Below are 12,125 nucleotides of genomic sequence, written 5' to 3'. Positions count from 1 at the left end.
TCTCGGCTCTCTCGGCTCAGTCGTCTTCGTTGTCGCCGAAGTCGGGACGGACGCCCCGGGCTGCCATGACCTCGTCGTTGGAGGTGCCGGCGGCGACCATCGGCCACACCATGGCGTCCTCGTGGACGATGAAGTCGATGACGACGGTACGGTCGTTGATCGCGTTGGCCTCGGCGATGACCTTGTCCAGGTCGGCCGGGTCCTCGCAGCGCAGCGCCACGCAGCCCATCGCCTCCGACAGCTTGACGAAGTCCGGGACGCGCGTGCCCTTGCGGGGGGCGAGGGACTCGCCGAGCTGGGAGCCGACCGTGTCGTGACCGGTGTCGTCGGCGTGCAGGACGGTGTTGGAGTACCGCTGGTTGTAGAACAGCGTCTGCCACTGGCGCACCATGCCCAGTGCACCGTTGTTGATGATCGCGACCTTGATCGGGATGTTGTTCAGCGCGCAGGTGACCAGTTCCTGATTGGTCATCTGGAAGCAGCCGTCGCCGTCGATCGCCCAGACGGTGCGCTCGGGCATGCCGACCTTGGCGCCCATCGCGGCGGGGACCGCATAGCCCATGGTCCCGGCGCCACCGGAGTTCAGCCAGGTGCGGGGCTCCTCGTACGAGACGAAGTGCGAGGCCCACATCTGGTGCTGGCCGACGCCGGCCGCGAAGACCGTGCCCTTCGGCGCGAGCGCGCCGATCCGCTCGATGACCTGCTGCGGGGACAGGCTGCCGTCCTCGGGCAGGTCGTAGCCCAGCGGGTACGTCTCGCGCCAGCGGTTGAGGTCGTTCCACCAGGCGGTGTAGTCGCCGGCGTTCCCCTCGGTGTGCTCGGCCTGCACCGCCTGGATCAGGTCGGCGATGACCTCGCGGGCGTCACCGACGATCGGGACGTCGACGGCGCGGTTCTTGCCGATCTCCGCGGGGTCGATGTCCGCGTGGATGACCTTGGCGAAGGGGGCGAAGCTGTCCAGCTTGCCGGTGACGCGGTCGTCGAAGCGGGTGCCGAGCGCGATCAGCAGGTCCGACTTCTGCAGCGCGGTGACGCCGGTGACGCTGCCGTGCATGCCGGGCATGCCGACGTGCAGCGGGTGGCTGTCGGGGAAGGAACCCAGGGCCATCAGGGTGGTGCAGACCGGGACGCCGGTCAGCTCGGCGAGGACCTTCAGCTCGGCGGTGGCGCCGGACTTCATCACCCCGCCGCCGACGTACAGGACCGGACGCTTGGCCTGGCAGATGAGCTTGGCGGCCTCGCGGATCTGCTTGGCGTGCGGCTTGGTGACCGGCCGGTAGCCGGGGAGGTCCTGGGAGGGCGGCCAGGAGAAGGTGGTCTTCGCCTGCAGGGCGTCCTTGGCGATGTCGACGAGGACCGGGCCGGGGCGGCCGGTGGCGGCGATGTGGAACGCCTCGGCGATCGTCTTCGGGATGTCCTCGGCCCTGGTGACCAGGAAGTTGTGCTTGGTGATCGGCATGGTGATGCCGACGATGTCCGCCTCCTGGAAGGCGTCGGTGCCGATCGCTTTGGAGGAGACCTGGCCGGTGATCGCGACGAGCGGCACGGAGTCCATGTGCGCGTCGGCGATCGGGGTGACCAGGTTGGTGGCGCCCGGGCCGGACGTGGCCATGCAGACTCCGACCCTGCCGGTGGCCTGGGCGTAGCCGGTGGCGGCGTGGCCGGCCCCCTGCTCGTGGCGGACCAGGATGTGACGGACCTTCTTCGAGTCCATCATCGGGTCGTACGCGGGGAGGATGGCGCCCCCCGGAATCCCGAAGACGGTGTCGCACCCCACCTCTTCGAGAGAGCGGATGAGGGACTGCGCACCCGTGACGTGCTCAACTGCGGCGGGCTGCTGTCCGCCGGAACGGGGCCGCGGCTGCGGATGGTGGGCCCCGGAGGCCTGCTCGGTCATCGGCATTCTCTTCTCGAAGCTGAGGGTTCTACGCGGATTCGACTCTGTGCCAGTGCAACAAAAAACCCCTCGTGCCAGGAGGCAAGCGAGGGGAGCGCGTCGGGTGTCTTGAGCGGGGACATGGAGGCCCCAGCTTCAGCCGACGCGCTTTCCAAGTACGAGAATTCGGGTGCGCATGGCACTGACCCTCCCTCTGGCGGGAGGGTGATGTCAAGTAGGTGGGACGGGCGTCTCATTATGTGAGCCTCTGCGGATGACCATCGTGCCCCCGGAGGAACCGCCCGCCAGTGCGGGCTGGGCCGCTCCGCCCGGTACTGGGAACGTACCGCGCACCAGCGCACGGCGCAGCCTGTACTCGTCGAGCGGGCCGGAAAACGCCATCCCCTGGCCGTGCGTGCACCCCATCGCGCGCAGTGCCGCCACCTGCTCCGGCAGGTCCACACCATCGGCCACCGAGCGCATACCCAGGTCGTTTGCGATCCGCAAGAGACCGGCTGTGATCTTGTGTAGGCGGGCGGACTCGACCACACCCTCCACCAGGCCCCGGTCCAGCTTGAGCATGTCCACAGGGAGGCGGCGCAGGGCGCTGATGGCCGCGTAGCCGCTGCCGAAGCCGTCCAGGGCGATTCCCACCCCCAGCCGGTGCAGGGCCACGAGGCGCCGCTCTAGGTCGTCGAAGGGCACCCTGGGGTCGGACACCGCGAGCTCCAGCACCAGGGCCCCCGAGGGCAGGCCGTGCCGGGTCAGCAGGGCTTCCACGGAGCCGAGCGGGAGCGCGCTGTCCAGGAGCCGCTGGGCGGTCATCCGCACAGCCACGGGGACGTCGTGCCCGGCCCGGTGCCGGTCTGCGGCCTGCTCGACAGCCTCCTCCAGCAGCCAGCGCCCCAGCTCGGCGGTGCGCGAGGCGTCCGGTCCGGGGCCTGCGGCGGCGCCCCGGCCCGCCGCGCCCTCGCTGTACTCGGCCACCCGCAGGAATTCCGCCGGCGTGAAGAGGATGCCCTGGGCCGACCGCCATCGGGCCTGCGCGGCGACGGCCGCGATCTCACCGGTGGACAGGGAGACCACGGGCTGGTGCAGCAGGGCGAACTCGCCCTCATGCAGCGCGGTGCGCAGCCGTCCCGCCAGCTCCGCCTTGCGCACCACCTCGGCCTGCATCTGCGGGGCGTAGGTCTCGACGCGATCCTTGCCGCCCGCCTTGGCCCGGTACATCGCCAGGTCCGCGTTGCGCATGAGGTCGGAAGGGGTGATGCCGGGGTCGGCGAAGGCCACTCCGATGCTGGCGGCGACCCGAACGTCGCTGCCGCCGATCCGGTACGGCTGGGAGAGCCTGGTGCGCAGCCGGTCGGCGATCTCGCGGACCTGGTACTCGCGGGCGCTGCGGTCGCGACTGCCGTCGCCCTGGATCAGCGCCGCGAACTCGTCGCCGCCGAGCCGGGCGGCGGTGTCCCCCGCCCGGACCGAGTCCTGGAGCCGTCGGGCTGCCTCGATGAGCAGTTCGTCGCCGGCCTGGTGGCCGATCGTGTCGTTGACCGCCTTGAAGCCGTCGAGGTCGATGAAGAGGACGGCGGTGCTGTGGTCGCCCGCGCGGCGGCCCGTGAGGGCCTGGTGCACCCGGCGGGTGAAGAGGGCCCGGTTGGGCAGGTCGGTCAGCGGGTCGTGTTCGGCGCTGTGCTGGAGCTGGGCCTGGAGCCGTACGCGCTCGGTGACGTCCCGACTGTTGAGGATGAGTCCGCCCTGGTGGCGGTTGACGGTGGACTCCACGTTCAGCCACTCGCCGCCGCCCGACTTGAAGCGGCACTCGATGCGGGTGGTGGGCTCCTCGGCCGGTGGTGCGGCGAGGAAGCGGCGCACCTCGTGGACCACCCTGCCGAGGTCGTCCGGGTGGATCAGGGTGGCCAGTTCGGTGCCGACCAGTTCCTCCGCCTCGCGGCCGTAGACCCCGGCGGCAGCCGGGCTGACGTAGCGCAGGGTCCCGGTGGGTGCGGCGATCATGATGACGTCGCTGGAGCCCTGGACCAGGGAGCGGAAGTGGTTCTCCTTCTGGGCCAGTTCCTGGGTGAGCGCGATGTTGTCGAGCAGCATGATGCCCTGCCGGATGACGAGGGCGAGCACGACGGTGCACCCGGTGAAGACGACCATCCTGTCGACCTTCCGACCGTCCACGACGTTGTAGAGGATCCCGAGGGTGCACACCGCGGCCGCGAGGTACGGCGTGAGGGCGGGCAGCGAGCCGGTGATCGGCCGGCTGTGCGGCCGGTCCCTGCGCGGGTGACCGGCCGGCACCGGGTCCTGGTGGGCGCGCCGGGCGCCCCAGGGTGCATACGCCAGCAGCAGCGAACCGGCGAACCAGCCGGCGTCGAGGAGCTGTCCGGACTGGTATTCGGCGCTCAGCAGGGGTGAGGTGAACAGGGCGTCGCTCAGGACGGTCAGGGCCAGCGCCGCGATGGCGGTGTTGACGGCCGAGCGGTTGGTCTCGCTCCGCCGGAAGTGCAGGACGAGGACCATGGAGACGAGCGCGATGTCGAGCAGGGGGTAGGCGAGGGAGAGTGCGGCGCGCGGGACGCTGCCGGGGGCACCGGATTGGGCGGTCCGTGCCGCGTGGGCCAGGGCGAGGCTCCAGGACAGGGTGAGCAGGGAGCCGCCGATCAGCCAGGAGTCGAGTCCCAGGCACACCCAGCCGGCGCGGGTGACCGGGCGTTTGGCGAGGACGAGCAGGCCCACGATGGCGGGTGGGGCGAAGCAGAGGAAGGCGAAATCGGCGAGCGAGGGCTTCGGCACGTCTTCGCCGAGGATCACCTCGTACCAGCCCCAGACGGCGTTGCCGCAGGCGCCCATGAGGGAGGAGAAGGCGAAGAGCAGCCAGGCGGGGCGCTCGCGGGTGTCGATCGTGCGCGCGTAGCTGTAGCAGGAGACGGCGGCGAGCAGTCCGGCCGCGCTGAGTCCGAAGTCGCCCATGATTTCGGCGAGTTCCTCGGACCCCCAGTTGAGGGCGGCACCGACGGCGTACCCGCCGCTGACGACGGCGAGGACAAGCTGCATCGCCAGGCTCCTGCCTCCGCCCGAGACGGACGGCCGGTCCAGGAGCGCCGCCCCCTGGGTGCTCACCGGTCCCCCTCGCCGGCTGGTTCCGGCGCGGTCCAGTCGCGGCAGCGTCGCTTCCGGCGGCTGTGCCGCATCGGATCCTTCGTCCATTGGCCGTGCATCGCCCGTCGCCCCCCAAAGTGTCCGATCACTCCCCAGCGCCAGACGTTCGCGGCGCAGCCCCTTCTCCCGGACGATACACCACTTTCGTCACTCAGGGACATAGTTGCTCTACTCTCCGTTACCACGCGGGGAGTTGTGACGACCGCCCGCATTCGAATGGCTGCGGAGCGTACGCAAAAGAGGGGGGGTCATCCTGTGATCAGTACGGTGTGCTCCACGAGTTCTCCGGCGGCGAAGCGGGTGAGCTGGCGTGCCAGCAGGCGCTTGGCCCTCGGCTCGAACGCGGAGCTGCTGCCCCCGACATGAGGCGTGATCAAGACGTTCGGCAGGTGCCAGAGCGGGTGGCCGGCGGGCAGCGGTTCCGGGTCGGTCACGTCGAGCGCCGCGCGCAGCCGGCCCGACGCCACCTCCGCGAGCAGCGACCCGGTGTCAACGACGGGGCCGCGCGACACGTTCACGAGCAGGGCCCCGTCCTTCATCCGGCCGAGGAACTCGGCACCCACCAGACCACGGGTGGCATCGGTCAGGGGGGTCACGAGGATCACCACATCGGCGTGCGGCAGGAGCCGGGGCAGGTCGGCGACGGCGTGCACCGGGCCCCGCGGGGTGGTCCGCGCCGCACGGGCCACGCGATCGATCCGCCCGCACTCGAAGGGCACGAGACGGTCCTCGACGGCAGAACCGATGGATCCGTAGCCGATGATCAGAACTGACTTGTCGGCGAGTGCGTCGTAGAAGCCGGAGCGCCATTCCTCGCGGTCCTGCCCGCGGACCATACCGGGGATGCCGCGCAGGGAGGCGAGGGTCAGCGCGAGGGCCAGCTCGGCGGTGCTGGCCGTGTGGACCCCTGCGGCGTTGCACAGCCGTACGCCGGGGCGCAGGGCACCGAGGCGGCCCAGCACGTCGTCGATTCCGGCCGTCAGGGTCTGGACGACCTCGACGGCGGGCATCTCGGCGAGCGGGCGCACGGCGACCCCGGCGGACTTCATGTAGGGGGCCACGTAGAAGACGCAGTCGGCCGGATCGGCCGGGAAGGCGTCCTCGCCGTCCCATTGGCGGTACCGGAAGGAGTCGGGGAGGCCGGCGACCTCTTCGGCGGGGAAGGGGAGCCAGACGTCCCGGGGCGTTGCAGTCATGATCACGAGGCTATGCCAAGCCGTCTTGATCAAGCCGTTAGTTTGGTGGCCCGGAGCGGAGGGGGACGCAGGGGTGGAGCGCAGGTCGATCGGGGCGGGGGCGCTGAGGGTGGGCGCCGTCGGCCTCGGCTGTATGCCGATGAGCTGGGCGTACGCGCCTTCTCGGCGCCGGGGGCACGAGTCTTTGGCCGCCGTGCACGCGGCGCTGGACCTCGGGTCGAACCTGCTGGACACCGCTGACGTGTACGGGCCGTTCACCAACGAGCTGCTGCTCGGACGGGTGCTGCGCGAGCGGCGATCCGACGCATTCGTGTCGGCCAAGGTCGGCCTGCGAGCGGGCGACCAGCACGTGGTGGCCGACGGCAGGCCCGGGTACCTGCGGCGGGCGTGCGACGCCTCGCTGCGTCGGCTGCGCACGGACGTCATAGACCTCTACCAGCTGCACCGGGTCGACCCGGAGGTTCCGGTAGAAGAGACCTGGGGGGCCATGGCGGAGTTGGTGGGCGCGGGGAAGGTGCGGGCGCTCGGCTTCTGCGCACTGGGGGCCGGTGCCGGCCCGGGGGCGGGGCGGCGCGGTGACCGCGGCTACCGGACGACGCTGCGCCACCTGGAGCGGCTGCAGCAGGTGTTCCCGGTGAGCGCGGTGCAGGCGGAGCTGTCGGTGTGGTCGCCGGACGCGGCGCGGCAACTGCTGCCGTGGTGTGCGGCGCGCGGGGTGGGGTTCCTCGCCGCGATGCCGTTGGGCAGCGGTTTCCTGACCGGCACACTCACACCGGGCGAGGGTTTCGAGCCGCAGGACGTCCGGGCCCGGCACCCGCGGTTCACGGCGGAGGCGATGGCTTCCAACCAGGTGCTGGTGGCGGGGCTGCGGCGGGTCGCGCGGCGGCACGGTCCCGGGGTCACGGTCGCGCAGGTGGCTCTGGCCTGGGTGCTGGCCCAGGGGCCGCAGGTGGTGCCGGTGCCGGGCGCGGACCGCGCGCACTGGGCGGTGGAGAACGCACGGGCGGCGCAGGTACGGCTCACGGCCGCGGACCTGGCCGAGATCGCGGACCTTCCGGTGGACGTGGGAGCCTGGGACTGACCGCCCAAACCCACTCGATCGGGTGTACGAGTGGTGGAACTTCGGGAACTGCCCCGGCTGTTGAGACGGGTGAAGGGCAGGATCGGAGGACCGGAAGGGAGCAGGGCGATGCGATACGGAAGTTCTCCCGGGCAGGCGGGGTCCGAGGGGCGGGGCGCGCGGCGCCGGAGCGTGCTGGCGGCGGTCGCGCTGGCCGGGTGCGGGGCGCTGCTCGCGACGGGATGCTCTCCGGACGGCGCCCCGGACACCGGGCGGGGCGGTTCCCCACCGGGCACGACGGCGGCGGGGACCGGTTCGCCCGGACCGTCGGGGACCGCGGCCGCGTCCCCGTCGGTGTCCGGGCCGTCCGCGAAGGGGGCGGTGTCGGTCACCGGCGAGGCCGCCAAGGGCCTCGAATCGCCTTGGGGTGTGGCCCCGCTGCCGGGCGGCGATCTGCTGGTCGCCTCCCGGGACAAGGGGACGATCAGCCGGGTCACGGCCGGATCGGGTGCGGTGACGCAGATCGGTGAGGTCCCGGGCGTGGATCCCGGTGGCGAGGGCGGACTGCTGGGCCTCGCGCTGTCTCCCGACTTCGCCTCGGACCGTCTGGTGTACGCCTATTTCACGACCGCCTCCGACAACCGGATCGCACGGCTGCGGTATGACGAGCAGAGACCCCCCGGGCAGCAACTGGGCGCTCCGGACACCGTGTTCCGCGGGATCCCCAAGGGGCTGATCCACAACGGCGGGCGGATCGCCTTCGGCCCGGACGGGATGCTGTACGCGGGGACGGGCGAGACCGGTGTCACCGGTCTCGCGCAGGACCTGAAGTCGCTCGGTGGCAAGATCCTGCGGATGACCCCCGACGGCGATCCGGTGCACGGCAATCCGGAGGCCGATTCGGTCGTCTACTCCTACGGGCACCGCAATGTGCAGGGCCTCGCCTGGGACAAGGACAAGCGGCTGTGGGCGGCCGAGTTCGGCCAGAACACCTGGGACGAGCTGAACCTGATCGAGCCCGGAGCGAACTACGGCTGGCCGGAGGCCGAGGGGAAGGCGGGCAGGCCCGGCATGCGGGACCCGGTGGCGGTGTGGAAGACCGACGAGGCCTCGCCGAGCGGTATCGCCTGGGCCGAGGGGTCGATATGGATGGCCGGGCTGAGGGGGGCGCGGCTGTGGCGGATCCCGTTGTCCGGGACGCAGCCGGTCGCCGAACCCGAGGCGTTCTTGCAGGACGAGTACGGCCGGCTGCGGACGGTGATCGCTCTCGGCGGTGACCGGCTGCTGCTGGTCACGAGCGAGACGGACGGGCGCGGGTCGCCGGAGGCGGGCGACGACAGGATCCTGACGCTGACGGTGCGGTGAGCGGGGCGCCCGGGCGGGGCCGGCACACCCCGGATCCGGCAGGGGGCTCACCCGCCGGGGCGAGGAGCCCGGAGGCGGTCGCCGACCGGCTCCTCCGCAGGCGGGCCGACCGGGCCGGGCGGCGTGAAGAGCCTCAGCCGGTGGGCAAGGGCGGCCGCCTCCCCGCGGCCGGCGACACCCAGCTTGGACAGGATGTTGGAGACGTGCACGCTCGCCGTCTTCGGCGAGATGAAGAGCTCCTCGGCGATCCGACGGTTGGTGCTGCCCGCTGCCACCAGGCGCAGCACGTCCCGCTCGCGGCTGGTCAGGCCGAGGGCCTCGGCCGGGTCCGGATGCGGTTCGGGATCCGTAGAGGGGGTGGCGTCGGTGGTCAGCGGGATCCGGGCGCGCCGGGAGAGTAGGGCGAGGTCCTCGCTCAGCCGGCGTGAGCCGATCCGGTCCGCGGTGGCGTGGGCCTCACGGAGGAGCGCGGCCGCCGGCTCCCGGTCGCCGGCGGCCAGCAGCGCCTCGGCTAGCCGGTAGCGGGCGCGGGCCAGCAGGTACGGGCGCTCCAGCGGGCGGACTGACTCCTCGACGGCACGCCAGTCGGCGACGGTGTCCCGGGCCTCGGCCCGCAGCAGCTCGGCCCGCAGGTACTCGGCGTGGGCGGTCCACACCGGAGCCGGCGTGGCGAGGGTCCGGGCGGCGGTGCGCAGCACCTCCAGGGCGGCGGCGCGGCCGGCTCCGGCGGCGGGCAGCCCGCGGGCGTCCGCCTCGGCGGAGGCGGACGCGAGCAGCAGGGGCCAGGCATAGCGGTGGTGCCCGAGCGGGAAGCCGTGGTCCACGGCGGCGGACGTCTCGGCGCGGACGTCGGCGATCCGGCCCTCCCCCGCGGCGATCCCGATGGCCAGCCGGTGCAGCGGGATCCGGTGCTGGGGCTGGGTCTCGTGTGTGCCGAAGTGAGCGTGGGCGGTGGCGAGCTGGTGGGTCGCCTCGGTCAACTCGCCGCGCGCCAGGGCGAGGTAGCCGAGCCGTGCGGAGGCGGAGCCGCGCGGGGCCGCGCTCTGGCCCACCTGCAGGGTGCACCGGGCGGCTTCGGCGGCCTCGTCCCAGCGGCCGAGGCTGTAGAGACTCTCGGCCATGTTCCCGGACACCCAGGCCTCGGTGTCCAGCAGCCGCGACCTCCGGGCCAGTTCGGCCCCTTGTTCGCACAGTTCCACGGCCTCACGGGACCGCCCCAGGCCTTCCAGGTGAGAGGTGAGGTTGATATGCGCACGTCCTGCCAGCAGCGCCAGACCGAGTTCCGTGGCCCGTTCCCGGACCGCGTGCATCTCGGCGAGGCCCCCCCGGCCGTCACCGGCGTCGGTGAGGAGCGCGCCGACCGTGATCCGGGCGTTGAGCTCGGTCTCGGCCGCGCCGACCATCCGCGCGTACTCGACCGCCCGTTCGGCAGCGGCGAGGTTGCCCGGTCCCGGCTTGTGGAGCATGCCCCAGCTCGCTGCCCTGACCAGGACCTCGGCGTGCACCTGGGACGGGGGCAGCCCCCGGACGAGCTCCTGGGCCCTGGCTATCTCCTCCCAGCCGTCGCCGCGGCCGAGGGAGGCGACCAGGCGGGAGCGTTCGGTCCAGAACCACGCGGCGCGCAGCGGGTCGGAGTGCTCCTCCAGCAGGCGCAGCGCCGTCTTCGTGATCTTCAGGGCGCGTTCGCGTTCTCCTCCGTAGCGCGCCGCGACGGTCGCCTCGGCGAGCAGGTCGAGGCGACGGAGCGGGGTGGTGGCCGGGTCGCAGCCGCAGGGCGGGTACACCTCGGTGTAGTCGGCCGGGCGAAGGTCCTCGCGGACCTCCTGCGGGGCGCTGTCCCACAGGTCCAGCGCCCGTTCCAGCAGGTTCAGCTGCTCGGAGTAGGCGTGGCGGCGACGGGCCGCGACGGAGGCGGCCAGTACGGCGGGCAGCGCCTTGGCGGGGTCGTTGGCGGTGTACCAGTAGCTGGCCAGCCGGATGACCCGCTCCTCGGCCCGGATCAGGTGCGCGTCGGCCTCCACCGCCTCGGCGTAGCGGCGGTTGACCCGGGCTCGCTCGCCGGGCAGCAGATCGTCGCTGACGGCTTCGCGGACCAGCGAGTGGCGGAAGCGGTAGCCGTCTCCGTCCGGGGTGGCGAGCAGGATGTTGGCTCCGACCGCGGCCCTCAGCGCCTCGATCAGTTCGTCCTCGGTGAGCCCGGCGACGGCGCGCAGCAGCGGGTACTCCACGGTGGAGCCGCCCTCGGCTACGGTGCGCACCAGACGCTGGGCCTCGTCGGGGAGGATCTCGACGCGGACGAGCAGGAGGTCGCGCAGGGATTCCGTGAGTCCGGTGCGGCAGCCGCTCTCCTGGCAGGCGACGAGTTCCTCGACGAAGAAGGCGTTGCCGTCGGACCGGTCGAAGACCGTGTCCACGAAGTCCTCGTCGGGCTGGGCGGCGAGGATGCCGGCGAGCTGGCGGCGCACCTCCGCGCGGTTGAAGCGGGACAGTTCGATCTTCCGAACGGTGCGGAGCCGGTCGAGTTCGGCGAGGAGCGGGCGCAGCGGGTGGCGGCGGTGGACATCGTCCGAGCGGTAGGTGGCGACGACGACGAGCCGCCCGCTGCCCAGGGTGCGGAAGAGGTAGGAGAGCAGGTGCCGGGTGGAGGTGTCCGCCCAGTGCAGGTCCTCCAGGACCAGGACGACGGTCCGGTCGGCGGCGAGCCGCTCCAGCATCCGGGCGGTCAGTTCGAAGAGCCGGGCGGTGCTCTCCTCGTCGTGCGGACCCCTGGGGGTGTCGCCGAGTTCGGGGAGGATCCGGGCGAGTTCGTCCTCCTGGCCCGCGGCCGCGGCGGCCATCTCCTCCGGGAGCAGCCGGTGCAGGGTGCGCAGCGCCGTCGAGAACGGGGCGAAGGGAAGTCCCTCCGCCCCTATCTCCACGCAGCCGCCGACGGCAACGACGGCGCCCCGCCGGTCCGCCTCGCAGAGGAACTCCTCGGTGAGGCGGGTCTTGCCGACCCCGGCCTCTCCCCCGACGAGCATCGCCTGCGGTTCCCGGACCGCTGCGCGCGTCAGTGCGCCGGTGAGTACGGCCAGTTCGTCGGCGCGGCCGACGAACACCGGGCTGACAGATCTGGTCTCCACGTCGCCGAGCATCGCACAGAGTCCCCGGCCGGCGGCACCCGATACGGGTCTGCTCCGCATCGCTCGCCGGTTCACGCGGGCCGGGGCGCGCAGCGGGTGCCGCGGGGTCCGGACCCTGTCACCCGTTCCCGGGGTTCGTGGCCGCGCGGGGAGGCGCCGCGCGCTTTCCGGGCCTCGCGGACCACCCGGTACGCGGCGGCCTCACGGAGCAGGTCGGCGGTGCGGGCGGCTGCGGCGATCTCGTGTTCGGACATCTCGTACTCCCTGGTCGTGTTTCCCGGCACCTCGATCGGTGTGATCCGAGATTCGCGTCCCAGGGGGTACCGGCACATCGGTCGCAT

7 protein-coding genes are annotated in these 12,125 nt (G+C 72.3%); 2 read left to right on the top strand and 5 right to left on the bottom strand.

Annotation, left to right across the window (positions count from 1 at the left end):
• Positions 1-16: 16 nt before the first annotated feature.
• The 3 genes from ACFW2G_RS21770 to ACFW2G_RS21760 form a co-directional block, all read right to left on the bottom strand.
• Complete coding sequence (locus ACFW2G_RS21770) at positions 17-1,903, bottom strand: acetolactate synthase large subunit (protein ID WP_037928167.1); 1,887 nt, start codon at positions 1,901-1,903, stop codon at positions 17-19.
• A 204-nt stretch (positions 1,904-2,107) separates the two neighbouring features.
• The gene (locus ACFW2G_RS21765; RefSeq protein ID WP_384582342.1) at positions 2,108-5,002 is read right to left on the bottom strand and encodes a putative bifunctional diguanylate cyclase/phosphodiesterase; all 2,895 of its coding nucleotides are present in this window, start codon (positions 5,000-5,002) and stop codon (positions 2,108-2,110) included.
• Positions 5,003-5,289: 287 nt separating this feature from the next.
• Entirely contained in the window at positions 5,290-6,237 is a 948-nt protein-coding gene (locus ACFW2G_RS21760) for a 2-hydroxyacid dehydrogenase (RefSeq protein WP_384451644.1), read from the bottom strand.
• 73 nt (positions 6,238-6,310) lie between these two features.
• Here ACFW2G_RS21760 and ACFW2G_RS21755 point away from each other — a divergent pair, with 73 nt between their 5' ends.
• Together ACFW2G_RS21755 and ACFW2G_RS21750 are read left to right on the top strand one after the other, a co-directional pair.
• On the top strand, positions 6,311-7,318 hold the full coding sequence (locus tag ACFW2G_RS21755; RefSeq protein WP_037928161.1) for an aldo/keto reductase: 1,008 nt from the start codon (positions 6,311-6,313) through the stop codon (positions 7,316-7,318).
• A 108-nt stretch (positions 7,319-7,426) separates the two neighbouring features.
• Complete coding sequence (locus ACFW2G_RS21750; protein ID WP_384582340.1) at positions 7,427-8,662, top strand: PQQ-dependent sugar dehydrogenase; 1,236 nt, start codon at positions 7,427-7,429, stop codon at positions 8,660-8,662.
• A gap of 47 nt (positions 8,663-8,709) precedes the next feature.
• On the opposite strand, the gene ACFW2G_RS21745 is transcribed toward ACFW2G_RS21750, so the two are convergent.
• Together ACFW2G_RS21745 and ACFW2G_RS21740 are read right to left on the bottom strand one after the other, a co-directional pair.
• Entirely contained in the window at positions 8,710-11,796 is a 3,087-nt protein-coding gene (locus ACFW2G_RS21745) for an AAA family ATPase (RefSeq protein ID WP_384582338.1), read from the bottom strand.
• A 59-nt stretch (positions 11,797-11,855) separates the two neighbouring features.
• Complete coding sequence (locus ACFW2G_RS21740) at positions 11,856-12,038, bottom strand: hypothetical protein (RefSeq protein WP_384451652.1); 183 nt, start codon at positions 12,036-12,038, stop codon at positions 11,856-11,858.
• Between the last annotated feature and the right edge of the window lie 87 nt (positions 12,039-12,125).

The sequence above is a fragment of the Streptomyces sp. NPDC058880 genome, from assembly GCF_042742535.1.
GTDB lineage: Bacteria > Actinomycetota > Actinomycetes > Streptomycetales > Streptomycetaceae > Streptomyces.
Note: the sequence above shows the minus strand (reverse complement) of the source record. Positions and strands in the feature narration are given on the sequence as shown.